General features: G+C 72.3%; 18 protein-coding genes and 1 pseudogene. 3 read left to right on the top strand and 16 right to left on the bottom strand.

The window, feature by feature from the left end; genetic code table 11:
* The first annotated feature begins 28 nt into the window (after positions 1–28).
* On the top strand, positions 29–187 hold the full coding sequence (locus tag L3Q67_RS32845) for a hypothetical protein (RefSeq protein ID WP_499185306.1): 159 nt from the start codon (positions 29–31) through the stop codon (positions 185–187).
* Positions 188–376: 189 nt separating this feature from the next.
* Here the strand turns inward: L3Q67_RS32845 and L3Q67_RS32840 are convergent, their stop codons facing one another.
* Complete coding sequence (locus L3Q67_RS32840) at positions 377–637, bottom strand: hypothetical protein (protein WP_499185305.1); 261 nt, start codon at positions 635–637, stop codon at positions 377–379.
* A 56-nt stretch (positions 638–693) separates the two neighbouring features.
* Here L3Q67_RS32840 and L3Q67_RS32835 point away from each other — a divergent pair.
* Positions 694–780: pseudogene (locus L3Q67_RS32835) on the top strand (hypothetical protein); the annotation flags it as partial.
* 175 nt (positions 781–955) lie between these two features.
* Entirely contained in the window at positions 956–1,189 is a 234-nt protein-coding gene (locus L3Q67_RS32830) for an SRPBCC family protein (protein WP_499191803.1), read from the top strand.
* Positions 1,190–1,453: 264 nt separating this feature from the next.
* Here the strand turns inward: L3Q67_RS32830 and L3Q67_RS32825 are convergent, their stop codons facing one another.
* The 15 genes from L3Q67_RS32825 to L3Q67_RS32755 form a co-directional block, all read right to left on the bottom strand.
* On the bottom strand, positions 1,454–1,576 hold the full coding sequence (locus L3Q67_RS32825) for a hypothetical protein (protein WP_499185304.1): 123 nt from the start codon (positions 1,574–1,576) through the stop codon (positions 1,454–1,456).
* Positions 1,577–1,769: 193 nt separating this feature from the next.
* Positions 1,770–1,898: a hypothetical protein gene (locus L3Q67_RS32820; RefSeq protein WP_499185303.1), complete on the bottom strand. Its 129-nt coding sequence runs from the start codon at positions 1,896–1,898 to the stop codon at positions 1,770–1,772.
* 58 nt (positions 1,899–1,956) lie between these two features.
* Positions 1,957–5,790: a non-ribosomal peptide synthetase gene (locus L3Q67_RS32815; RefSeq protein WP_499185302.1), complete on the bottom strand. Its 3,834-nt coding sequence runs from the start codon at positions 5,788–5,790 to the stop codon at positions 1,957–1,959.
* A complete protein-coding gene (locus L3Q67_RS32810; RefSeq protein ID WP_499185301.1) occupies positions 5,769–5,972 on the bottom strand; it encodes an MbtH family protein in 204 nt (67 codons plus the stop codon). Before L3Q67_RS32810 ends, L3Q67_RS32815 begins: the two co-directional genes overlap by 22 nt.
* 21 nt (positions 5,973–5,993) lie before the next feature.
* Positions 5,994–7,001: an LLM class oxidoreductase gene (locus L3Q67_RS32805; RefSeq protein WP_499185300.1), complete on the bottom strand. Its 1,008-nt coding sequence runs from the start codon at positions 6,999–7,001 to the stop codon at positions 5,994–5,996.
* A gap of 10 nt (positions 7,002–7,011) precedes the next feature.
* Positions 7,012–11,856 (bottom strand): non-ribosomal peptide synthetase, encoded by a 4,845-nt coding sequence (locus L3Q67_RS32800; RefSeq protein ID WP_499185299.1) that lies wholly within the window; start codon positions 11,854–11,856, stop codon positions 7,012–7,014.
* Entirely contained in the window at positions 11,853–14,705 is a 2,853-nt protein-coding gene (locus L3Q67_RS32795; protein ID WP_499185298.1) for a type I polyketide synthase, read from the bottom strand. Before L3Q67_RS32795 ends, L3Q67_RS32800 begins: the two co-directional genes overlap by 4 nt.
* Positions 14,702–15,937, bottom strand: coding sequence for an MFS transporter (locus L3Q67_RS32790; RefSeq protein ID WP_499185297.1), 1,236 nt, complete (start codon positions 15,935–15,937; stop codon positions 14,702–14,704). The genes L3Q67_RS32795 and L3Q67_RS32790 overlap by 4 nt, the downstream gene beginning before the upstream one ends.
* Positions 15,938–16,121: 184 nt before the next feature.
* Positions 16,122–16,382 carry a YciI family protein gene (locus tag L3Q67_RS32785; RefSeq protein WP_499185296.1) on the bottom strand — a complete coding sequence of 87 codons (261 nt, stop codon included), beginning with the start codon at positions 16,380–16,382 and terminating at the stop codon, positions 16,122–16,124.
* Positions 16,383–16,391: 9 nt separating this feature from the next.
* Complete coding sequence (locus L3Q67_RS32780; protein WP_499185295.1) at positions 16,392–17,711, bottom strand: ATP-grasp domain-containing protein; 1,320 nt, start codon at positions 17,709–17,711, stop codon at positions 16,392–16,394.
* The gene (locus tag L3Q67_RS32775) at positions 17,708–18,673 is read right to left on the bottom strand and encodes a sulfotransferase family protein (RefSeq protein ID WP_499185294.1); all 966 of its coding nucleotides are present in this window, start codon (positions 18,671–18,673) and stop codon (positions 17,708–17,710) included. Before L3Q67_RS32775 ends, L3Q67_RS32780 begins: the two co-directional genes overlap by 4 nt.
* A 32-nt stretch (positions 18,674–18,705) precedes the next feature.
* Complete coding sequence (locus tag L3Q67_RS32770; RefSeq protein ID WP_499185293.1) at positions 18,706–19,863, bottom strand: GNAT family N-acetyltransferase; 1,158 nt, start codon at positions 19,861–19,863, stop codon at positions 18,706–18,708.
* Complete coding sequence (locus tag L3Q67_RS32765; RefSeq protein WP_499185292.1) at positions 19,860–21,140, bottom strand: MFS transporter; 1,281 nt, start codon at positions 21,138–21,140, stop codon at positions 19,860–19,862. The genes L3Q67_RS32770 and L3Q67_RS32765 overlap by 4 nt, the downstream gene beginning before the upstream one ends.
* 76 nt (positions 21,141–21,216) lie before the next feature.
* On the bottom strand, positions 21,217–22,938 hold the full coding sequence (locus L3Q67_RS32760; RefSeq protein WP_499185291.1) for a carbamoyltransferase N-terminal domain-containing protein: 1,722 nt from the start codon (positions 22,936–22,938) through the stop codon (positions 21,217–21,219).
* A 3-nt stretch (positions 22,939–22,941) separates the two neighbouring features.
* A complete protein-coding gene (locus tag L3Q67_RS32755; RefSeq protein ID WP_499185290.1) occupies positions 22,942–25,194 on the bottom strand; it encodes a CarB family protein in 2,253 nt (750 codons plus the stop codon).
* Between the last annotated feature and the right edge of the window lie 81 nt (positions 25,195–25,275).

Here is a 25,275-nt window from a genome sequence, read left to right as displayed (position 1 = left end):
GTGCGCCCCCTCGGTAATCTGAAACGTCATGTCCGGCGAGGCTAAGTCGGGCCGGTACAGCAGCGGTACATCCGGCGGCGGCCGGCAGGTTCGGGCCGTGGCCCACGACTTCCCGGCCGGCCTGGTGCTGGCCGCAGCCCCGCTCGGCGATTCCGGTGACGCCCGGCCCGCCTGGTCACGGCGCTGAGCACCGCCGACGTGATCGCCGCCGAGGACACGGGGTCCCCCTACTGGCAATGACGCGTATGTGATCGGCGCGTGTTCAACACCTGCCGATCCTCGCCCGGCCTTGCCGCGCTCAGCGAGCGCGTCGCGCATCTTGCGCTCGGCCTTGCTTTCCCGCGCCGAGATGGCCTGGTCGACCCAATGGCCTGACTTACAGCACCCGGCTGTCCATCCGGTGGAGCCAGAGACCTGAAGTGCGTCGGACGATGGACGCGTTGGGTGCCTTCACTGTGCGGACTGCCAGTGCCATTGCCCTGTCGGCAATAACCATTCCCAGATCCGCGGCACCGGCGGAGGTCTCACCGGACCAGGTGACGATCAGCCGCATCACGGTGAACGGATCGGGTTGTCCAGCTCGGGCATCCGCGGTCGCGATGGCTCCCGACAGCCCCCAAAAAAAGCGCACCGCCACCTCCGCCAGGTCCCCGGGCGAAGACGGGCACCGGTTCCAGTCCGGCCGAATCCCGGATGAACTGCCAGCTGAGTCTGCGGGTGAACTACTCGCAAGGATTCACCTTCGGGCATCGCACAAGCCAATTGCCGCGGGTCCTCCCAACTGACCAAAGCGGCGTACGGCTTTCCCAGGGCGCTAACCACTACTTCCAGGGAAGGTCCCCGGCGATCCTGCCGGTCACCGCCGCGGCGTTGCCCAGTGCCTTGCCGCAGTCGGCGTTGTCGTACGGGGTCGGTGTTCGAGGGGTCCCCGCAGAACAGGAAGGTCACCTCGACGGTGACCAAGGTCAGACCGTTCCGGTGCCTCGCGTGGGCCGCCCCGGTGAACGGGATCGACGACGTCCACCTCTGGACCTTCAAGCCGGTCCGGGGCGGAGTGCTGGTCACCACCGAGGAGTCCTGGGCGGGTCCTCCGGTCGACGCCGATGTCCCGGGAAAACAGGCCGCTCTTGACGCGGGTCTGCGCGACTGGGTGCAGCGGATCAAGACGGTCGCCGAGTCCGCGCGCTGATCGGTGGCGAAAGAGGCGGTGAGCCGCAAAACTCGTCAAGGGGACGGCATGACGATTCACTCGTGTCCCTCGGCCCAGAAGGCGCTGTGGGATCGGCGTGGACCGGGCCGTGGCCGGCTGGGCTGGCAGGGTGGGAACATGCCGATCTGGGAGCTTCCCGCCCATCGCCCATCGCCCGCCACCGCGACCGAGCTCCCCGCGCCGACCCCGTTCCGCGATCCCGACTTCCGCCGCTTCGGCGAACTTCTGCTGGTCCAACTCGTCTCAATCAGCGTCGTAATAGATGCCGTCCAGGTGGGTCAGCGGCAGGTCGAGGATGGCCGCGACCTGGGCGGCCAGGTAGGTCTTGCCCGAGCCGCCGCAACCGATGACGACGATCCTGTCCATGTGTAGGACGCTAGCGGCGTCGACCCTCTGCATCGAAGTGGAGCGCGGAGTGTGTCGGCGCCGAGCCGAGCCGCCCTGTCGGCAGTCGGACTCAGAGCGGGTTGCCTTCGCCGACGAGGAACTGTGCTTCGAGGTCGGCGAGCCGTGTCGAACACTCGGTTGTTCGAGCGGGCGACCTGCAGCGTCTGGACGATCACGTCCTGCGGCACACGGCCGCACCCTGATGATCAGCCGCGCAGGTACCGCTGCCCGGGTGGGACCACTTCTTACCAATGACGAACGAGGTCGGCGGCACGAAACCGTCAGGAACGAACGCGGTCATGAGCGGGAGCGTACGGCGACGCCCGGACCTCCCGCACCCGAGTTCCCACCGGGATGGTTCAACCCCGTTCGAAAGCCGCGATCCGGTCCGCGATGGCGCGCGCGCCGTTCGAGTCCAGGACGGACCGGTGGTCACCGGGCAGGTGGAGCACCTCGGCGCCCGGGGACGACGAACGCCACCGGTCGAACTGCGCGAGTGGCCAGTGCCCGTCCTGCGCACGCACGACGAGCAACGGGAGATCAGCCGCTTCGGGCCGGTGGCGGCGTTTCGCCCGCTGCAACTCGGTCACCCGGGCCAACAGCACGCGCAGGTCCGCGGCAGCCAGAAAAGCGGCCTGCTCCCCGATCCCGGCGTCGCGCAGTTTCGCCCGGATAGCGGCATCGGCTGGAGCACCGAGCGCGTCCCACTCGGCCAGTTCCGCCAGCAGCCGGTCCACCTCCCGCTGCGCGTCGGCGTCCGGGTCGGGCACCGGGGTGTCGATCAGCACGACGGCCGACACCCACTCCCCCAGCCGCCGCAACCGGACCGCCACCGCGTGGGCGAGCAGCCCGCCCAGTGACCAGCCGCAGAGGGTGTACGGCCCCGGCCGGTGCTCCCGGACGCGGTCGGCGTACCGCTCGGCGAGTGTCCTGATCGGATCGTCGCCCCCGCACGCGGCGGCATCCCAGGTGACGCCGAGCACCTCGTGACTCGGCTCCACTGCCTTGACCAGCTCCGAATACGCGGCGAGTTCGCCGGCACCGTCGTGCAGGCAGTACAAAGTGGACGGACCGCGCGCAGCACCGAGCGCGACGAGCCCCGGCACGAGGGGCCCGCCGATGGCCCGCGCGGCGACCCCGGCGACGGTGGGCGACTCGAACAACGCCCGCAGCGGCACCCGGACCCCGGCTTCGGCCAGGTCCGCCACCACCCGCCCGGCCAGCAGCGAATGCCCGCCCAACTCGAAGAAATTGTCGAACACGCCGATGCGGTCGCTGGGCAGGTGCCGCTGCCACACCTCGGCGATGGTCGCCTCGGTGGCCGACCGGGGTGCCACGAACTCCACGTCCGTCACGCGGTGCCCAGCCACGCCGGGCAGCGCCGCCCGATCCGCTTTCCCGTTGCGCGTACGGGAAATCGCTTCGAGGAACACGAACGGCCCCGGCACGAACTGCGCGGGAAGCGCTTCACCGAGCCACGACCGCAGTTCGGCGACGGCAGGCCGGTCACCTCGAGGAACCACGTACGCGGTGAGCCCGGCATCCCCGGCCACCACAACCGCTTCTGCGACCCCGGGGTGCGCGGCCAGCCGTGCTTCGACCTCACCCGGCTCCACTCTGATCCCGCGGATCTTCACCTGGTGGTCGGCCCGGCCGAGGAACTCCAGCACACCGTCGGCGGACCAGCGGCACCGGTCACCCGTCCGGTACAGCCGCGTGCCCGAGCCGAACGGGTCGGGCACGAAGGCGGCGGCGGTCGCCGCCGGGCGCCCGCGATACCCGCGCGCGAGCCCGGCACCACCGATCAGCAGTTCGCCCGGCACCCCGGCCGGGCAGGGGTTCATCGCCGCGTCCACCACGTGCACCCGGACGTCGTCGGCGGGCGTGCCGACCAGGTAGGCGACCGGATCCGCCTCCGGCAACGGCCACCGCGTCGCGGTCATCGTCGTTTCGGTCGGCCCGAACTGGTTGACCACCTTGCCCCGCGTCCAGGCGCAGTCGCGCAGGCGGTCCGCGCTCAGCCGCTCCCCCGCGCACAGCACCAGCCGCACCCGGTCCAGCGCACCGTCGGGCACCGGCACCGCCGCGAGTTCGTAGAGCAGCGAGGGCACGACACCGGGCACCACCGTCACGCGCGCGGATTCCAGCAACCGCACGATCGCGGCCGGATCGCGGTCCCCGGGCAGGACCAGCCGCGCCCCGGCCGTCAGCGTCCCGAAGATCTCCCGCACCGAAGCGTCGAAGCCGAGCCCGGCGAGCGCGGTCGCGACGTCGTCCGGGCCGAACGCGTACTCCCCGCGCAGGAACCGCAGGTGCGTGGCGACCGCGCCATGGGTCGCCTGCACGCCCTTCGGCATCCCGGACGAACCCGAGGTGTACGCGATGTACGCCAGCCCGTCGGGGTGCACCGCCTTGCCCGGGTCGTGCGCGGGTTCGGTGGCGTGGTCCCCGAATTCGACGACCCGGTCCTCCCAGCCGTCCGGCAGGTCCGCGCCGGGCTCGGCGACCACGAGCGCGGCGCCGGTGTCCTCCAGCAGGAACCGGCGGCGGGCCGCGGGCAGGTCCGGATCGAGCGCGACGTAGGCCGCTCCCGACTTCAGCACCCCGAGCAGCGTGACGATCGCGCGGATCGAGGCGGGCAGCAGGACGCCGACGATTACCTCCGGTCCGGCGCCGCGAGCGCCGAGGTGCCACGCGATCCGGTTCGCCCAGGCGTTCAGCTCGCCGTAGGTCAGGCTCGTGCCGTCCGCCTCGACGACGGCTATCGCGTCCGGCCGTTCGGCCGCCCGGGCTTCGACGAGTTCGTGCACCGCTTCGGCGGGCGCCGCGCCGGTCGCGGTGTCGTTCCACTCCTCGAGTACCTGCTGTCGTTCGGCCGACCCGAGCAGCGGCAACCGCGACAGCGGGAGGTCCGCGTCCACCACCACCGCGGCGAGCAGGCCGCCCAGGTGCCCGGCCATCCGCTCGATCCGGTCGCGGTCGAACAACGCGGTGCTGTAGCGGATGAACCCGTCGAGGCGCTCCTCCCCTTCCCGGAAGGCCAGGGTGAGGTCGAACTTGGCCCGGCCCGCCAGCAGCGGGTGTTCCCCGGCCTCGATGCCGGGCAGGTCCCATTCCAGCTCCCGCACGTTGTTGACCAGGAACATCGCCTGGAACAACGGGGTCCTGGCCAGGTCCCGCTCCGGGGCCAGCTCCTCCACCAGTTGCTCGAACGGCAGGTCCTCGTGGTCATAGGCGGCCAGTGTGGTCTCCCTGACCCGCTGCAGCAGTTCGGCGAAGGTCGGATCGCCGGAGAGATCGCCGCGCAGCACGAGGGTGTTGAGGAAGAACCCGATCAGCGGCTCGGTTTCGGCCCGGTTCCGGTTGGCCAGCGGCGTGCCCACCGCGATGTCGTGCTGCCCGGTGTAGCGGGCGAGCAGCACCTGGAAGCAGGCCAGCAGCACCATGAACAGGGTGACCCGGCGCTCGCGAGCCAGGTCGAGCAGCCCTTCGACGACGACCGGCGGCACGGTGAACGGCACCGCGGCCCCTGAAGTCGAGCGCACTCGCGCGCGCGGGCGGTCCGCCGGGAGGTCGAGCGGCGGCACCCCGGCCAGCTGCCGCCGCCAGTAGCCGAGTTGCTCCGCCGAGCGCGGACCGGCGAGGCGATCCCGTTGCGACACCGCGAAATCGCGGTACTGGGACGCGAGTGGCGGCAGCTCGGGAGGCACCCCGGCGGCGGCCGCGCGGTAGGCGGTGCTCATCTCGCGGAGCAGCACCCCGGCCGACCACGCGTCGATCACCGCGTGGTGCCACACCGTGATGAGCACGTGGTCCGCCGGGCCCAGCCGCAGCACGAGTGCCCGCCACAACGGCGCCACTTCGAGGTCGAACGGCTCGGCCAGCAGTTCGGCGGCGTGCTCGTCGATGCGCCAGGCAGCCGTCTCCACGACCGGGATCACCACCTCGACCCGGTCCTCGACCACCTGGACCGGCACGCCGCCGGATTCGGCGAACCGGGTGCGCAGGATCTCGTGCCTGGTCACCACGCAGCGCAGGGCGGTGGTGAGCAGGTCCACGTCCAGCGGTCCGGTGAGCCGCCACGCCCACGGGACCAGGTACTGCAGGCCACCGGGTTCCAGCTGGTCGAGGAACCACAACCGCTCCTGGGCGTGGGACAACGGCGAGGCGGTCACCGCTCGCCGTCCAGCCACCGGCGCAGACTGAGCGGGCGCATGTCCGTCCAGACCTGCTCGATCCGGTCCAGGCACAGCTGTTCCGGGCCGGTGGTGCCCTCCGGGTGCCAGCCGGGCGGCACCGGCGCGGACACCGGCCAGATCGAGTACTGCTCCTCGTCGTTGAGCACGACCTGGTAGATGCTCTCGGGATCGGCCATGGGGGCTCCTTCGTCGCGGGGTCAGCGGTCCTGCCAGGCCAGCCGGAGCTGATCGAGGTGGGTGAGGCCGTCCAGTGCGGCGTCGGCGTCGCCGAGGAAGTCGATCAGGCAGGCGATCTCGTCGACCCCGGCTTCGGCCAGTGCGGCGACCACGCGTGAGGCGTCGGCCACCGTGCCGAACAGTCCCGCGTCGTCGAAGTAGCGCTCGAACGCGCGGGTGGCCAGGAAGGCGAGGTCGTCCTCGTCCAGTCCGGCCAGGTCGATGCCGCGCATCACCAGGGAGGCCGACTTCGCCAGGTAGTCGGTGAACGGCTCGCGCACGAGGTCGCGGACGGCGGCGCGGTCGGCACCGAGGCAGGTGTGGGCCATCACCACCACGTGCCCCCGGGCTCCACGAGCTTCCCGGTAGGCCTCGATCTTGGTGCGCAGTTCCGCGATGTCGTGCCCGATCAGCGTGGTCAACACCCCCACGCCGAGCCGCCCGGCCAGCCGGAAGCTCTCCACGTTGCCCGCGGTGCTCAGCCACATCGGCAGTTCGGCCTGCACCGGGGCCGGGAAGATGCGCACACGCACCGGTTTGTCCGTGCCGTCGACCACGTCGACCTCGTCGAGGCGCCAGAGCCGCCGCACCGTCTCGATGGTCTCGCTCAGCGCGTCCCGCCGGTCCGCGTACGCCTCGGGCCGGATGGCGAAGTCGACGGCGTGCCAGCCCGAAGCGAGCGCGATCCCGGCGCGGCCGGCCGACAGGTTGTCGACCACAGCCCAATCCTCGGCGATCCGGATCGCGGGGTGGAGCGGGGCGACCACGCTGCCTGCCCGGATGCCCACCCGTTTCGTCACCGCCGCGAGCGCGGCCCCGGCCACCGCGGGGTTCGGATAGGCGCCGCCGAAGGAGTCGAAGTGCCGCTCCGGGGTCCACACCGCGGCGAAGTCGTGTTCGTCGGCGAACCGGGCGCCCTCGAGGAGCAGCCGGTAGCGGTCGCGCTCGGCGCTCGCGTCGTCGGCGAAGTAGAACAGGCTGAACTTCATCGCGATCCTTTCAGTCCGAGCGGAGCGCGCGCCGGCGCCGCATCCGCGAACGCGCACCGGCCGGTCCCGGGGCGGCCCGTTCGACCGCACCGCCGCGAAGGAGGCGGGCAAGAGCGGCGATCGTGGGGTGGCCGAGCAGGTCGACCAGTGGCACGTCCCGGCCGAACCGCTCGTGCAGCAGGCCGCGCACCCTGGTCAGCAGCAGCGAATTGCCACCCGCTTCGAAGAAGTTGACCTCGGTTCCGGCGGGTGCCTCGTCGAGCACCTCCGCCCACACCTGCGCCACCCCCGCCTCCACCTCGTCCAAGCGACGCTGCGGAGCGGGTTCGACCGCGGCCGCCTCCAGGGCGGCGATGGCCCGGCGGTCCGGTTTTCCGGCGATGGTCCGGGGGAAGTCCGGCACCGCGGTGATCCGCGCGGGCACCATGTGCGCGGGCAGCCGCTCGGCGAGGCGGGTGCGCAGGCCGTCCGCGCCGCCGATCACCGAGGCGACCAGGCGCCGCGTCGCGGAGTCGTCGCCGAGCAGGGTCACCACGGCCTCGTGGACCTGCTCGTCCTCCCGAAGCACCGCCTCGATCTCCTCGAGTTCCACGCGGAAACCGCGGATCTTCACCTGGTGATCCCGGCGCCCCAGGAACTCCAGGTTCCCGTCGGAACGGACCCGCACGCGATCCCCGGTCCGGTACAACCGGCCTCCCGGGGCACCGAACGGGTCGGGCACGAACCGCGCGGCCGTCACGCCGGGCGCGCCGAGGTAACCCCTGGCGAGGGCGGGCCCGCCGAGGAACAGCTCACCGGGAACCCCGCGCGGGACCGGGGCGAACCGGTCGTCGAGCACGTGGACCGCGCTGCCCGCCACCGGGACGCCGATCGGCACCGGCGCCGAAACCTCCGGACCGACCTGGTACACAGTGGACAGAGTGGTGCCCTCGGTCGGGCCGTAACCGTTGAAGATCCGGCATTGCGGTAACGCGGCCACGGCGTGCCGGGCACGGGCGGCGTCGAGCACGTCACCGCCGACCATCAGCCTGCGCACCCGGTGAAGGCGGTCGATTCCCCGCTGGGCGAACTCGTGGAACAACGGGGTCGCCAGGACCAGCGCGGTCACCCCCGCGCGCTCGATCTCGGCCGGCGCGTCCGCCACCGGATCGATGCCGGGCGGCAGGATCGCCAGGCGCGCGCCGTTGGTCAGCGCACCCCAGATCTCCAGCGTGGCGATGTCGAAGGACGGCGGGGAAAGCTGGCACAGCACCTCACCGGGACCGAGCGCCGCCCACGACCGGTCCGCGACGAGCCGGAGGATCCCGCGATGGGTGATCGCGACGCCCTTCGGCCTGCCGGTCGACCCAGAGGTGTACATGACGTACGCCAGCGCGTCCGGATGCCCGCCGCGCGGCAGCGGGACCTCCGGGGCGGGCTCCGCGCGCAGGTCCTCGAACACCACCGCGCCGGGCACGCGCTCCGCCGTCGCCCGGATTGCCAACACCGCCACCGGACCGGCGTCCTCGACGATCCCGGCCAGCCGGGCCGGTGGCAGGGCCGGGTCCAGCGGCAGGTAGGCGCCGCCCGTCTTCAGCACGGCGAGCAGGAGCACCGGCAGGTCCATCCCGCGTTCGGCGCACACCCCAACCAGCCGCTCGGGCCCGGCGCCGAGCCGGACCAACGACTTGGCCAGGTGGGTGGCCATGGCATCCAGTTCGCCGTAGGTCACCTGGTGCTCGCGGCACGACAGCGCGACCGCCGTGGCCGCTTGCCGCCCGACGACCCCGGGCACATCGGCACCGGGCAGCGACACCACCGGGCCGGTCTGCCCGGCGGCTCCGCGCAGCGGTATCCGGGAAAGCGGGGTGGACGGCTCTCGCACCACCGCGTCCAGCACCGCCAGGTACTGGGCGGTGAACTCCTCGGCGGTCGCCGGCTCGAACAGGTCGGCGTGGTACTCGGCCACCACCGCCAGCCCCCCGTCCGAGGTGTGCTCCAGCGACAGCGCGAGATCAAACTTGCCACCGGTGGTCGGCGGGCGCAGCCGCGACACCCGCGCACCGGGCAGGTCCAGCTCCCCCGGCGGGGTGTTCTGCCCGGCGAAGAACACCTGCACCAGCGGGTGCCGATCCGGCCCGCGGGACACGGCGAGCGCGTCCACGAGCCGCTCGAACGGCAGGTCCTGGTGCGCGAACACGCCCTGCGCCTGGTCCTTCACCCGTGACAGCACCTCGCTGAACGCCGGGTCACCGCCGAGGCGGGCGCGGAAGACCACGGTGTTGACGAAGAAACCGATCACGTCGTCCAGTTCCGCGCGCTCGCGACCGGCCACCGGGACACCGACGGCGAAGTCGCGCTGCCCGCTGTAACGCGCGAGCAACACCTGGAACGCGGCCAGCGCCACGAGGAAGACCGTGACGCCGTGGTCCACCGCGAGGTGACGCAGGCCGGTGGACAGCTCGGCCCGCAGTCCGGCTTCGAACACGCCGCCGCCTTGGCCGAGCACGGCCGGCCGGGGGTGGTCGGTGGGCAGCACCAGTTCGGGCAGGCCGTCGAGGTCGGACCGCCAGTAGCCGGTGAGCGCCGCCAGCCGTGCCCCGTCCAAGTACTGCCATTCGGCGAAGTCCCGATACCTCACCGGAAGCGCGGGCAATCGCGGCGGGCGGTCTTCGGCACGGGCGCGGTAGAGCTCGCCGAGTTCGCGGTAGAGCACGCCCAGGGACCAGCCGTCGATCACGATGTGGTGGGCCGCGCAGGCCAGCACGTGCTCGTCCGGGGCGAGCCGCACCAGCACCGCGCGAAACGGCGGGCCCGCGGCCAGGTCGAACGGCGTGCCGGCCACTTCGTCGACCAGTTCGGCGCACCGGCGAGCCCGCTCGTCATCGGGCAACGCCGAGAGGTCCCGCTCGCGAAGCACCACGGCCGGCGGTTCCTTCGCCCGCTGCACCGGAATCCCCTGCTCTGCCTGGAAAACCGTCCGCAGGGCCTCGTGCCGGCGCACGAGTTCGGTGAAGGCCCACGCCAGCGCACCGGCGTCGACCGGGCCGCGGAGCCGATGAACCATCGGGACCACGTACGCCGTGGCCTGGCCCAGCTGATCGAGGAACCACAAGCGTTCCTGTGCCGCGGAGAGCCTGGCGGAACCGGGTCCGGTCCGCGGAATCGGCCCCGCAGGGTCGTTCTCGCGGAGTCGGCACGCCAGCGCAGCCGGAGTTCCGGCGGTGAACACCGTCCGCGCGGGCACCCCGAGCCGGGCGGCGAGTCGCATCAACTGCACCGAATCGACGCCCAGCACGAAGAACCCGTCGTCCATCCCGGACAGTTCGAGGCCGGTCTCCCGGCCGAGCGCGACCACGCGGCGCTCGGCTGCCGTGCGCGGCGCCCGGCCGGTGGCGGCCGGGGGCGCGGGCAGCGCCAGGCGGTCCACCTTGCCGTTCGCGGTCATCGGGAACCGGTCGAGCACGGTGACGGTGGCGGGCACCTCGAACTCCGGCAACCGGCCGGCCAGGTACCGCCGGAACGCGATCCCGGTGGCCCGGCCGCCGGGGCGGAGCGTGACGTAACCGGCCAGGCGGCGGTCACCGGCCGGGTCCGCGACCGTGGTCACCACGGCCTCGTCGACCTCGTGGTGCGCTTGCAGCACGGCCGCGACCGCGGCGGTCTCGATGCGGAAGCCGCGGATCTTGACCTGGTCGTCGAACCTGCCGAGGAAGTCGAAGGCACCGTCCTCGCGCTGCCGGACCCGGTCCCCGGTGCGGTACATGCGCGCACCGGGCCGCGTGGCGAACGGGTCGGGCAGGAAGCGGCGGGCGGACAGCGCGGGTTCACCGTGATAGCCACGAGCCAGTCCCGCACCGGCCACGAACAGCTCACCGGCGACGCCGGGCGGACAGCGTCCGAACGACCCGTCGAGCACGTACGCCCTCACCCCGGCGATCGGCCTGCCGATGGGCACCGGGCCGGTGACCGGCTCGGCCAGCGGTTGCGTGGTGCTGAACGTGGTCGCCTCGGTGGGCCCGTAGCCGTTCACCAGCCTGCCCGACGGCAACGCCCGCAACGCCCGGCGCACCGCCGACGGGGAAAGCACATCCCCACCGGCCAGCAGCTGCCGCAGCGGGCGGAGCGCGTCCGGTCGTTCCCGGACCACCAGGTGGAACAGGCTCGCGGTCAGCCAGGCCGTGGTGACCCCTTCGGCGCGGATCAGCTCCGCCAGCTCCGCCGGTCCGGTGCCGCCCTGCGGCAGTACGACCAGCCGGGCGCCGTGCGCCAGCGCGCCCCAGATCTCGAAGGTGGCGGCGTCGAAGGCCGGTGGCGCGGCGTGCAGGAACACCTCGTCCTCGCCGAACCGGGCGCAGTCGCCCAGCACCAGGTTCACCACGGCACGGTGCGGGACGCCGACGCCGTGCGGCCTGCCGGTGGAACCGGAGGTGTGCATGACGTAGGCGAGTGCCTCGCCGGGCACCTCGACCGGTTCCGCGGCCTCCCCGTCGATCTCCTCCAGCGAAAGCACCTCGGCCGCGGGCACCACCCGGCGCACCGACTCCGTGCTGAGCACCAGCTTGGGCCGGGCGCCGTCGAGCAGCAGCCGCAGCCGTTCGGCCGGCTGCGCCGGATCGAGTGGCAGGTAGGCGGCCCCGGCGCGGAGCACGCCGAACAGGACCGCCGGTGCCTCGGCCGATCTGCCGAGGCAGGTGCCGACGAGGTCGTCCGGCCCCACCCCGCGCCGCCGCAGCGCGCCGGCGATCCGCCCGGCCGTCTCGTCCAGTTCGCGGTAGGTCATCCGGTTCCGGCCGCAGGACACCGCGACCTTGCCGGGGACCCGCGCCGCCTGGGCGGCCACCAGCGCGTGCACGGTGTGCGGCGGCCCGCTCATCCGGCCGCCACCAGTCCGGCGATGCCGTTGACGGTCGGGTGGTCGAACAGCGAGTGCAGCGAGAGCTTCACGCCGAAGCGGTCCCGCAGCCGCGTCAGCATCTGCACCGCGGTCAGCGAGTTGCCGCCGAGGTCGAGGAAGTTGTCGTCCGGGGAGAAGCGGTCGTGCCCGATCAGCTCGACCCAGATCCGCCGGACTGCGGCGGTCACCTCGTCCGGTTCGCCCACGACCACGGCCGCTTCCGAACTCGCCACGGCGGCCGGCGCGACGGGACGCGGTTCGAGCCAATGACGTTCGCGCTGGTACGGATACGTGGCCATCGGGACCCGGCGGCCCTCCTCGGTGCGGAACGCGGTCCAGTCGACCCGCCCGCCCGCGGTCCAGTAGCCCGCCACCACCCCGAGCACGTCGCGCTCGCGCACCCGGCCCGAACGCGTTCGGCGGCCGACCGGGAACACGGCGGGATCACCGGCACCGCCCAGTCGCCGCACCACGTCGGTCAGCACCTGCCCCGGCCCCAGTTCGAGCAGCACCGGCGAGGGCAGGGCGAGCACGCCCGCGACGGCGTCGGCCAGCCGGACCGGCGACGCCGCCTGGGTGACCCAGTGCTCGGCGTCCACCGACCGCACCGGCTGCCCGCTCGCGTTGGCGTACAGGGGAACCTTCAGCGGCTGCCAGTCGATCGCCGTCGCCGCTTCGCGCAGCTCGGCGAGCGCGGGTTCGATCAGCGGAGTGTGGTAGGCGTGCTCGACCTTGAGGTCCACCGTGGCGATGCCTTCGGCGGCGAGCCGTCCGGCCAGCGCGCGCACCGAGGCCGGTGTCCCCGCCACCACCACGGCTTCCGGGCCGTGCACCCCGCTGATCCACACACCCTCGGCCGGCAGGGCGCGGACCCGGCGATCGGCAGCGGCGACGGCGAGCATCGCGCCGGGCGGGGTGGCCGTCATGGCCTGTGCCCGCCGGGCCACCAGGGCGAGCATCTCGTCGAAGGGCGCCGCGCCCGCGACGCAGGCGGCGGCGTACTCCCCGAGACTGTGCCCCAGTACCGCCGACGGCCGGATCCCGCCGTCCTCGAACAGCCGGGCGAGCGCGCACCCGGTGACGAACAGGGCGGTCTGGGCCAGCCACGGCTCGGCCGTCGTGGTTTCGTCCCGGAGCAGTTCCGCGAGCACGGGCTCCCGCAGCACGTCCGCGCTTTCGTCGACCAGTGAACGCACCGCGGCCGATCTGGTGGACAACTCGGCGAGCAGGCCGGGCCGGAAGGTGCCCTGGCCGGGGAAGAGGAACACCACCTCGTCGGCGGATCGCGGGGAGCGGGCGGCGCTGATCAGCCGGGCGTGCAGCTCCGCCGGGGTGTCGGCGGGGTCGGCCACCACGGCGGCCCGGTGGCCGAACTCCGTCCGGCCGGTCTGCAGGGTGTGCGCCGCGTCCGGCAACGGGGGCAGCGTCGCGGTGGTGGCCTTGGCGAGCGCGCCGAGCGCCCGTTCGGTCCGCGCGGACAGCGGCAGGATCACCGGCCGCCCGGCGACCGGCCGCTCCGCCGGGACCGGGGCTTCTTCGAGCACCATGTGGGCGTTCGTGCCGCCGATGCCGAACGAGCTGACCCCGCACCGGCGCGGCGCGCCCGGCACCCGCGGCCACGGCGTCAGCTTCGTGGTCACCGCGAACGGGGATCCGGCGAGCGGGATGTGCGGGTTGATCCGGTCGAACTCGATGGTCGGCGGGATCACCTCCTCCCGCAGCGCCAGCACCGCCTTGAGCAGCCCGGCCACGCCGGCGGCGGCGTCGAGGTGGCCGATGTTGGGCTTCACCGAACCGAGCGCGCAGGGCTCGGTTCGCCCGGTGCCGCGCCGGAACACGTCGGCCAGCGCGGCCACCTCCACCGGATCGCCCAGTTCGGTGCCGGTGGCGTGGGCTTCGACGTAACTGATGTCGTCGGGACCGACGCCCGCGATCCGGTGCGCCAGGGCGATGACCTCCGCCTGTCCCGCGGCGGCCGGAGCGGTGAAGCCGACCTTGGCGCCGCCGTCGTTGTTCACCGCCGAGCCGCGGATCAGCGCGTGGATCGGATCGCCGTCGGCCAGCGCCGCCTCGGCGCGCTTGAGCAGCACCACCGCGCCGCCGTTGCCGCCGACCGTGCCGTTGGCCGCGGCGTCGAAACTGCGCAGGCGCCCGTCGGCGGAGATGATCCCGTTCGGCGTGTGGGGCTGGCCGGAAACCTGCGGCACGGTGATCGAGACGCCGCCCGCGATGGCCAGCTCGGCCTCGCCGCACAACAGCGCCTGCCCGGCCATGTGCACCGCCACCAGCGAAGTGGAGCAGGCGGTCTGCACGGTCAGCGCCGGGCCGTGGAGATCGAGCAGGTAGGCGACCCGCGTGGCGAGGAAGGCGGTGTCGTTGCCCAGTCGCACGGCCAGTTCGCCGACCTCGGCGGCGATCCCGGCCGGGAGCACGTGGTGGCTCAGGTAGGTGCTCGCGGAACCGCCGAGGTAGACGCCCACCCGCACCGGGCACGACTCGGGCGGGTAGCCCGCCGATTCCAGTGCGGTGCGGGCACATTCGAGCATCAGCCGCTGCTGCGGATCGGTCAGGCCGGCTTCTCGCGGGGTCAGGCCGAAGAGGTCCGCGTCGAATCCTTCGATCTCGCGGAGCACCCCGCGCACCGGGACGTAGTGCTCGTCCCGCACGGTTTCCTGCGGCACACCGGCCGCCACCAGTTCTTCCTCGGTGAACCGGGTCAGCGAGCTGCGGCCCGCCTTCAGGTTCTCCCAGAACTCCGCCACCGAGTCCGCGCCGGGAAAGCTCCCGGCGAATCCGACGACGGCGATCGCGTCCTCCAGGTCGGTCATCCGCGTGCTCCTTCCCGAGCCGGACTTTCCGTGCCGCGCAGGGCGATGGACGCGACCGTGGCCACCACCGCGGCGGCCAGCGCGACCAGCCAGCCACCACGCGGGCCCAGTGCGTCGATGGCCACCCCGGTCACCGCGGCGGCGACCGCCGACCCGGCCTGCCGCGCGGAGCTGAGCCAGCCGAAGGACTCAGTCAGCACGGCGCGCGGCACCACCGCGTCGAGCACGCTGAACTGCGCCGTCATCGCCGGCGGGGCCATCACCCCGGCCACGAACATCAGCGCCGCCACCGCGAGCAGCGGCAGTTCGAGTGCGAGCACCACCATCAGCACGGCGAAGAAGGCGTGCATGGCCGCCAGCTGCCAGCTCAGCCTTCCCGGCCAGTCTCGCCAGCCCCAGACCAGCCCGCCGCCGATGCCGCCGACGGCGAACCCGGCGATCAGCCAGCCGGCCGCCCACGCGGCGCCGTGCTCCACCGCCTGCCCGGCCGCGGCGATCTCCAGCGCGGTGATCGCGGCGAACAGGGCGAACCCGCCCGGCAGGGACAACCGGACCGCGCGGACGCGCAGGGCACCGGCCCAGTGCGCCCGCTCCTGGTCCGGCACCGGGCGCATGACCTGGGTCAGCCGCCGTGAGAACGCCAGCGCCAGCGCGCTGATCAGCGCCAGCCCGGAGCAGCACAGCAGGCCCGCCCCCGGGCCGACGGTCAGCGTCAGCGCCGAGACCAGCAGCGGACCGGCCAGCAGCGTGCTCTGCACCGCCAGCGACTCCGCGGCGAACGCCGCCCGGCGGCGCCGCTCGTCCGGCAGCAACCTGCTCCACGCCGAGCGCAGCACCACCCCGGTCGGGGGCATGGTCGCGCCGGTGACCAGACCGGTGAAGACCAGGAGCAGCACCGGCGCGCCCGCCGCGGCCAGCGGCCACAGCAGCGCCAGCGCGAGCGCGTGGGAGATCCCGCTGGAGAGCAGGACCGGGCGGGCCCCGCGCCGGTCGACCAAGCGGGCCCGCAGCGGGGTGAGCACGCCCAGCCCCAGCGCGAGCGCCCCGCTGACCTGCCCGGCGAGGGTGTACCCGCCGGTGGTCTCCTGCAGGACGAGCACGAGCAGCAGCACGATCATGCCCATCGGGACCCGGCCGAGCACCCCGAGCGCGAACAACCCCCGCACCCCGGCCCCGGCGAAGAACTCCCGATAGGCCGAGCCGCTCCGCGAATCCGCGTCGATACCTGTCAACGCCTCACCTCGATGTTTCCCACGGCCGGAGCCAGTGCGGAAAAAGTGGATTCGGGCAAATTGGGACCCGCCAGGAATTCAACCACTCGCACCGCGGCGGCGAACATCGTCCGTACAGGTGACAAAAACGCGCCCTCAGTCCACGAAGGACTGAGGGCGCGACGAATCCGGCCCGGTGCCGGAATCAATTCCCGGCGATGGGCTGCCATTCCCGGAGCGAAGCGACCTTCACTCCGGCCACCGAATAGTACGGATCCTCCTCCATGATGCGGCGGACACCGGCTTCGTCGGTATCGAAAACCAGCAGTGCACCGGAATCGTCGGCCCACGGACCAGCCAGTTTCAGCAAACCTTCGGCGTGCAACTGCCGCAATCGGTCGCGGTGCGCGGGCCGGGCGGCGAGCCGCCGTTCATCGTCGTCGAATTCCAGCTCTAAAACGAACATCGCCCCAGATTAGTGAGCACCCCGATCCACCACAATCTCGATCCGCTCCCGCACCCGCGCTTCCAGTTCGTCCAGCTCGGCCACCGTCGGCGCGTCGATCAGGAAGGTGACCGCGCGGTCGTCGGACTCCCGCAGCGGGCCGAGCGGGCTGCCCTCCTCCTTGAGCACGAGCACCGCCCGCAGGGCCGGCGGATCGTCGGGTTCGCCGGGGGTCAGCTCCGGCCAGAACTCGCCCTTGCCGACCCAGACCGGTTCCACCCCGTCCCAGTCGAGGCGCACCGAGCGCAGCATCCCGGGTTCGTGCTCGACGTACACCTGCCTGGCGAACCGGCGCGGCGCCGGGTAGTCCGCCGGTTCGCCCAGCGCGATCCGCACGATCGCCGGTTCCATCGGGCTGCCGGTGGCCAGCTGGTACAGCGGCAGGATGCCGTCGCCGGGGGTGCGCGCGGCCACCTCCATCAACGTCACCGCGCCGTCGTCGCCGAGCCGCAGTTCACTGTGGACGACGCCGTCGGTGAACCCGAGCCGGGCCACCACTTCGCGGTTCGCGGCCAGCAGCGCGGCGTTGCCGTGCGCTTCCGGGGCCGGCACGCTGTGCCCGAGTTCCACGAAGGACTCCGCGCTCGCCTCGTTGGTGTGCTTGAGGGTGAGCGACTCGAACACGATCCGCCCGTGCTGCACCAGCGCTTCCACCGAGTACTCCGGCCCGGTGACCCGCGTCTCCACCAGCAGCGTCTCGCCGTCGAGGTAGTCGCCGAGGTGCCGGTGGAGCTCCTCGGCGTCGGCGATCTGCCGCACCCCGGAGCTCGACCGGCGGCCGGACGGCTTGAGCACCACCGGGTACTTGAGCGCGGCGGCCTCCAGCGAAGCCCGTTCGCCCGGCGGCACCACCGTTACCGCCGGGCCGAGGTCGCGCAGGTAGAACCGCTGCAGGTACTTGTTCCGGCACACCCGCGCGGCGCGGAGGCCGGGCGCGGGCAGGCCGAGCGCGTCGGCCACGAGCCCGGTCTGCTCGACGAGCATCTCCCCCGCCGCGAACACGCCCTCGATCCGGTACCGATCCTGCCACCGGTGCACCTGGGCGATCACGCCCGCGGTGAAACTCCCGTCGAGTTCGACCTTGCCCTCGACGAAACCGGCGTCGTGGATCAGCGCACCGGCCCCCTCGGTCGCCGCCAGGCAGGCCAGGGTCTCCGCCCGCCAGCCCGACGAGGTGAGCACCAGGATCTTCAGCCCGCGACGGTCCAGCTCGGTCAGGTAGCGCCAGTTGCGCACGATCACCCGCAACCCGCCGAGCAGGACGAACGCCGGCGGCTTCCCGGCGCTCACTCGTACCCGAACTGGGCCAGCGTGTCACCGAAGACCTCGTTGAAGTGCGCGAGGTTCCGGTCGGTGAACCGCTCGCGCCAGGTGCCGGTCTTGCCGCGGAAGAAGCTCCACGAATCCGGGTTGTACACCTTCGCGGCGACCTCCTCGGCGTCCAGCGGCGAGTCGATGTGCCGGAGCAGGCGGTCGAGGGCGCCGACCTGCCGCTCCCGCGAGCCGCCGCCGTCCGGGCCGACCAGGTCCTCGTAGCTGACCTTGCACACGTCCGGGTGGTGGAGCAGCCAGAGCGACTTCCGGTACTGGTCCCAGCCGAGGAACGACTCGTCCGCGATGGCGTAGTCGATCTTCTCCTCCCAGGTCGGCTTGCTCGCCAGGATCCGGCTGAAGATGTCGAACTCGTAGAAGTTGCCGTACCCCGCCCTGGTGCGCCCCTCCAGAAAGTTGATCATCGACACCAGGGTGTCCCTGGGGTCGCGGTAGTTGAACACCAGCCGGGGGTTGCCGGTGTCCGCCCATTCGCTGAGGAAGTTGCCGTCGACCTTGTTCACGTCGAGCTCGTGGAAGATCCAGCACAGGCCGGGCGGGGTTTCGGAGAACCGGCTGTAGGCGATGTCCGGATTGGTGATCAGGTTTTCCGCGTGGTCCTGCCGGGTCTGGCCGTACCGGGTGACCACCCGCTGGCCCAGCCGGTTCTGCCAGCTCCAGCCCAGCGCCGCCCACGCCGCCTGCGTCCGTTCGGCGAACTCCGGCGTGCCCTGGCACGCCAGTAGTTCGTCGTAGTCCAGTTTGGACAGGGTGAGCGCGGCGATCCGGCGCCGCTGCTCGTCGTCGAAGACGGGTACGTTGCCCGGATCGGGCCGCGGCACTCCCGCCATCTTGTATCCCAGTTCCACCATGAGCCCCTGCATCAGGTGCGTGCCCGCCTTCTGCAGCGAGATCACCATCGCGCGCGGCGCCTTTGCCATCGATCACTCCATTCCCTGCGGTGGTGGGACGCTCAGGCGGTCGCGCCGAACGTCCCGAGGTGGTCGGAATTCAGGCCGGTGAGGAAGTCGAGCAGCCGGGCGGCGCCGGCCATCGCCGCGGTGTCCGGCAGCCAGAGCCACATTTCGCGGCGTTCCACCCTGGCACCGCGCTGCCGCTTGGGCTGGAAGGCTTCGAACCCGAGCCGGTACGCGGCCACGCCCTGCGCCACGCACCGCGCCACCGGTTCGTTGAACATCAGGTGGTGGTAGGCGATGCTGCCCTCGCCCGCGGTGTAGTCGCAGCCGTAGGCCAGTACGCAGCAGCCACCGGGACCGATGAGCTGCACTGCGCAGGCCAGGATCTCGCCGTCGCGGACGGCGCCGGCGACGCGCAGCTGCCCCGGCATCAGCTCCGCCTGCCGCCGGCGTGCCGCACGGACGGCCTCGAAGTCTGCCGGGCCCCCGTTCTTGGCCAGGGTCTGCGTCTCCAGGTCCGCGATCCGGTCGAGGTTCGGCAGCAGCGGCACTTCGGTCACCGTCACGCCGCCGGGCAGTTCGCGTTCCGCCTTGGCGTAGTGCCGGCGCACCTGGCTCGGCAGTGAGGCCAGGAACGCCGCGTAGTCAGCGGCCCCACCGGTGTCCACTGTGGAGGCCGCGGTCAGGCAGCCGGAGTGGAAGCCGCGTTCCGCGAGCGCGGTGCGCAGCAGCTCGTCCTGCGGCCGCACGAACGGGAACACCACGGCGCTGGCCTCGCCGTCCCGCAGCGCGTCGAGCAGCGCGAGGGCCGTCCGCGCCCGCTCGTTCTCCGGCGCGTCGCCGGAGAGCAGCAGATCGCTGGTGTCGTAGGCACGCACGACGAGCGCGTCGGCCAAGGCCGCTCGCGCCGCGCCGGCTCCCTCGATCAGCCGCTCGTGCTCTCGCCGCGAGTCGTCCCCGCTGTCCCGGCGGAACTGGTCGCCGGTCAGCATCTTCCACGGGTGGCTGAACAGGCCGCTCGCCGCCGTGGCGCGGGTGCCGTGCACCGCGCCGGTCAGCCCGCAAGCGTCCCGCAGCGCGGCGACCACCGGCGCGCCCGGCTCCCGCTGCTCGCGGAAGGCCAGGTACTCGTGGCTCAGATCCGGCAGCCGCGCCGCCGCGAGCCGGTTCCAGTCCGCGGAGGACACTTCGGTGATGCTCCGGTGCAGGGTCATGTGTCCTCCGTGCGCGAAGGGGCTGTCAGCGCGCGGGCGTGCTCGAGATCGCGAGCACGCCGCAGCGGCGAGAAGAACAGCAGCAGGGACGCGGCCGTGAGCGAGCACGAGACCATCCACAGCGCGGTCCCCGCGCCGACCCCGTCGACCAGCAGCCCACCGGCCAGCGCGCCGAGCGGCATCGTGCCGAAGGCGGCGATCCGGTAGCTGGCCGTCACCGAGCCGAGCAGTTCCGGCGGCGGGATCTCCTGGCGCAGCGTGATGGCCAGGACGTTGTACCCGGCCAGCGCCAGCCCGTTCACCACGAAACCGGCACCGAGCAGCCACGTGGTCCCGCCCGCGGTGGCCGCGAACACCGGGACCAGCAGCAGGCCCATGGCGGCGACGAAGATCGATACCGTCAGGGTGATCCCGAGGTGCAGTCGCCGCCCGATGCGCCCGGCCAGCAGCGAACCCGCGATCGCGCCGATGCTGCCCAGCCCGATCAGCGTGCCGACCAGGCCGCCGGACAGGCCGAGGGTGCGCACCCCAAAGATCAGGAACACGGTGAGGAAGGCCTGCTCGTGCAGGTTGAACAGCGCCGACTGGGTGCACAGGTCCCGGATCGGCCGGCACCGCCAGGTGAACCGCAGCCCGGTGCGGATGGTCGTGCCGATGCGCTGCGCCGGTCCGGTGTCGCGGCTTTCCGCCCGCAGGCAGGTGAACAGCACCGCGGCGGCGCAGAGCACCCCGCCGGTGATGAAGCCCGCGGCGGAGATTCCCGCGCGCTGCGCGAGGAACCCGGCCACCGCGGGCCCGGCCATCTGGCTCACCGACGTGGTCGCCTGCAGGAAACCGTTGACCGAGACCAGTCGGGAACCGCTGAAGAAGCGCGGCACGGCGACCTGGAGGCCGATGTCGTAGAAGACCGTGACCGCACCGATCACCACCGCGATCACCAGCAGTTCCCAGTACACCAGCCCACCGGCCGCGTGCAGCGCGCCCAGGCACAGGAAAGCCAGCCCGCGCACCAGGTTGCTCACCGCCAGCAGCCGCCGCAGCGACAGCCGGTGCGTCCACGCCCCGACCGCCAGCGACAGCACGAGGATCGGCACGAACTGCGAGGCCGACACCAGCCCGACGCTGGTACCGCTGCCGTCGAGCACGGTCACCACGATCAACGGCAGCAGGAAGACGCTGATCTGATAACCGAACCGGGCACCGAGGTCAGCCGTCCACAGCACGCCGAAGTTGGCCGGGTGCCGGACCGGTGCCGGCGCGAGGGTCCCTTCTGCCACCGTGCTCCTTTCCCTGATGGTGAACCGGATGGGCCGCCCGGCCGGCGGGCGTGTCCACCACCGGCCGGGCGGGGCCTCAGCCCTCGCCGTCGTGGCGGACGCGGCGGTAGAGCACCCCGTCGCTCCAGACCAGGTCGACCTGACCCCACTCCATCGCCGAGGCCGCGTCCGGGAAGAAGCTGCGGCCGTTGTAGTTGGCGCTGGTGTTGCACAGCACCGGCACCCCGCTCCACTTGTGGTACTCGCGGAGGATCGCGGTCAGGTTCGGGTCGTCCTCGTTGCTCACCGTCTGCAGGCGCGCGGTGCCGTCGAGGTGCAGCACGGCCGGGATGCGGTCGACCCACTCCGGGCGCACCCGGTGCTCGAAGAGCATGTGCGGGTCGGGGGTGCCGGGGTCGAAGATCTCCGGCGCGTGCTCGGTCAGGCAGATCGGCGCCACCGGGCGGTAGTGCTCGCGCTGCTTCGCGTCGTTGAGCACCGCCTTCATCCGCGGGTCGACCGCCGGGGCGATGATGCTGCGGCCGCCGAGCGCGCGCGGCCCCAGTTCCGCGCGACCGCGCAGCAGGACCGCCGGTTTGCCGCTGCGGTGCAGCAGGCGCGCCAGTTCCTCGGGACGGCAGGGTTCCACCGTCCAGCCGGCCGGTGTGTGCGGGGTGCGCAGCAGGTCGGGCCCCATCCGCGTGTCCCACTCGATCGCCTGCAGCCCGCCCGCCGCGTTGCCGAAGTGCAGCGCCGCGGTGCCGATCGCCGAACCGGAGTCGTCCGGGAACGGCGGCACCCACATGGCCTTGATCGCCGGGTGGGCGCGCAGTGCGCTGTTCCACTTGATGTTCAGCGCGCACCCGCCGGCGAAGCACAGGTTCCACGGGCCGTCGCCCTTCCACGCCCTGATCTTCGCGGTGACGTGTTCGAGCAGCAGTTCCTCGACGAACTCGTGGAAGCTGGTGAGCACGTCGTCGTCCGAAGCTCCCATCTGCTCCAGCCGTTCACGCGCCTCGTTCAGGAACGCGTGCACGTAGCCGTGCGAAGGCTCACCGGTGCTGCCGCAGCCGATGATCTTCTCGCGGTAGGCGCGCACGCTCGGGCTGTCCGCGGTGAAGTGCTTGCGGAACAGTTCGTGTAGCACCTCCTTGATGTCCGGCTTGACCGCGCCGAGGGCGATGTAGGCCATGAGCTTCCCCGCCACCGCGAGGTCGTCGACGTTCTGCGACTTGGTGTCGCGGCGGAACGGGCCCCAGTGCTGCGACGCCATCGAATAGGTGTGGCCGATCAGCGGGAAGGCCTCCCCGCCCGGCTCGATCCGGCCCGTCTCGTCGACGAAGTACAACCGGGGGAAGCAGCCGCCGTCCCAGACCATCACGAACGAGGGCTCACCCCGCCTGGCGAACGGGCTGGTGCAGTAGGCGGCGGCGAGGTGACTGCCCACGTGCACGTAGCTGCGGTAGGGCTTGGCCGCCGAACCGATGCGGAACTCGCCGACGTGCCCCGGCTGGAGCGGGTTCGGCACCTTGTCGGTCTCGCGGTACGGCGCGACGGTGACGTCCATCGGCACACCGTGGTTCAGCGTGGAGACGTGCCCGTTGACCGCGCCGTCCCAGCCGTCCAGCACCCATTCGTCGACGTCGCCCAGCTCGTACCCGTAGTCTCCCAGTATCTGGACGAGGATTTCGACGTCATCGACGTTGCTGTAGCGTCTGTTGTTGTCGAGCTTCTGGATTTCGATGTTGAACTCGAGCTTGCCGTCGTTGAGCAGAGCGAGACCGCCGCTCTGCGTGAGCTTGAGCCCACCAGTGATCATCGACTACCTCCTTGTAGCGTCAGCAATGACGCGCTGGGGCCGCCGGGGGGCGCCGTCGGCACACGGCGACCTCCCGGTGGCGGGGAACTCAGTGATCGGCCGGACTGCTCCGCGTGCGTTCTGGGCCTGCACGGCCCGCACGGCGGCGATGAGTTCGCAGATGGTGGTGACGCAGGGGATTCCGTGCTCGGCGGCGGTGTCACGAGACTCCGCACGGACGTCGGCGAGGAGGTGGACGAGCCCACGGGTGAGCAACCCGGTGACCGCGCTGTCGGGGACTTCGCGCACGGCGAGGCCGTGTCTTCGCAGGATCGCCGCCGGCAGTTCGGTGGCCAGCACGGCGAAGCCGGTTTCCGCCAGCACGTGCAGCGGCAGCGCCAGCTCCCGCCGATCACCGTCCACTTGCGACACGAGCACCCGGCCCGTCGCGGGTAGCGGGCTGCGCGCGGCGGCCATGGCTTCGGCGAACGCGCCGCCGAAGTGCGCCGAGACGCCCACCACGCGCCGTCCCGAATGCGCGTCGGGGCGCAGCACGGCGACCGGACCGGACGCCGGGGCGTCACCGGTCTCCGGCAGCCACGCTTCGGCACGCAGCTGGGCGATCTTCTCCCCCAGCGCAGTGCGCGCCGCCGCTTCGGCCAACGGAAGTCCGGTGCACGACGCCGCGAAGGCGAGCGTGTGGGACGCACCGGTTTCGACGGCGAGGGTGCGCACGCCTTCGACCACGAGGGCGAAGCGCGCGTGCACCAGCCCGCGCACGTCCAGCCGTCTCGCCAGGTCGGTAACCGCCTCGCGCACGCGGCGGAGGTCGTCTCCGCTCAGCGTCAACGCCGGGAACCCGAGCGATCGGGGCCCGCGCCGGGCGGCAGCCTTGTCCAGGTATTCGGTGACCGCGCCGACGAAGACCTCGGTGCCGTCGTACAGCGCGTCGACCTCGACTTCGACCGCTCCGAGCGGCGCGTGCCCCGCTTGCTCCAGGGGCGGAACCCGGGGCGCGCCAAGGACTTCGAACCCGGCCTCGCGCAACGCGACGGTCGTTTCCCATGCCTTCTCCGCGCTGCTCCGGAGCAACACCCCGGCCAGCGGTCCGGCCGCGGCTTCGGCGCGCACGACCGCGAGCACGTCTTCCACCGCATCGGACACGAGGTACCGCCGGTCGGCCGCGCTCGCCTGCAAGAGTCCCGGTGAGGAGCCGATCGCCACCGTTTCCAGGTCCGGCAGCCGCGGGATCGCCGAGGGCTGGGCACCGACCACCAGCAGCGCGGCTTTCACTCGCGGGTCAGGGGTGGACCCGTCGCCGTAGCACAGGTGGCGGAGTCCGCCACCGAGCGCCGGGAATCCGGGCCGGTTGCCCCAGGCGTGGCGGAGTTCGCGCACCGTCTCCGCGCGGAGTCCGTGCCGGTGCGCGACCTCGTCATCGGACATTCCGGATTTTTTGGCTTCACGTAACACTTCCGCGGTCAGCTCCCCCGCGCGCTCGTGAGCCGCGGTCCTGCCTCGCACGACCCGGCGGCGGGCCGACTCCAGATCGTGCCCGGCGGCGATCACTTCGCCCAGCCGGACGAGCGTGCGCGCCGGGGAGTCCACCGGCGGCGACAGCCGCTCGCGCAGGTCGCTCAGCCGATGCCCGAGCACCAGCCCGGTCACCACCTCGACCAGCGGGAACCCCGCTGCCACGGCGGCGAGCTCGGCGGATCTCGGGTTCAGCCTGGCGATACCGCGGAAGACCGGCGCACCGGCGGGGTCGCGGTCGAAGCCGATCGCGTACCCGCCCGGCGGGACACCCGCCTCGCGCAACGCCGTCGCGCCGAGCGACTTCAGCCGTTCCAGGCCGCGCTCGTCGAGTGACGGTGCCGGTGCGGCGAGCAGCCGTTCCGGGCCCAGGTACTCGGCGGTTCCGGCGACCAGCACGTCTCCGCTTTCGTAGCAGAGCACCAGTTCGCCGTCCCACGCCGGAGCGACGGGGACGCCCGTGGGCCCGAGCCCGCGGTGCAACCCGTTCACGGCCATGACCAGCCGCGGGCGGACCCGGTCGGTGATCGCGCGGACAGCCGGAGCGTCCAGCGCACCGGCGTACCACTCGTCGGCCACCTCGCGGCAGCCGGGGATCAGCTCGGGATCGGACTCCGCGAGGACCACCCGGAAACCCTCGGCCTGCAGCGCGCGGCAAACCGGGCCGACCCAGTTCCCGCCGCCCATTTCCGCGCCGCCGGCGCCGATTACCAGCGCCGTCCCGAAATCAGCGCGACGCGACACAACTCGGCCTCCACGAGCCCGACTCGAATTGATCACCGGACACCGGTGACTCCTGATTGAGAGAAAGACTGCAGTATAAAA

This window comes from Saccharothrix sp. AJ9571 (assembly GCF_021725495.1).
Classification (GTDB): Bacteria; Actinomycetota; Actinomycetes; order Mycobacteriales; family Pseudonocardiaceae; genus Amycolatopsis; species Amycolatopsis magusensis.
The sequence above is the reverse complement of the archived record's forward strand: the minus strand, read 5'-3'. Positions and strand labels throughout refer to the sequence as shown.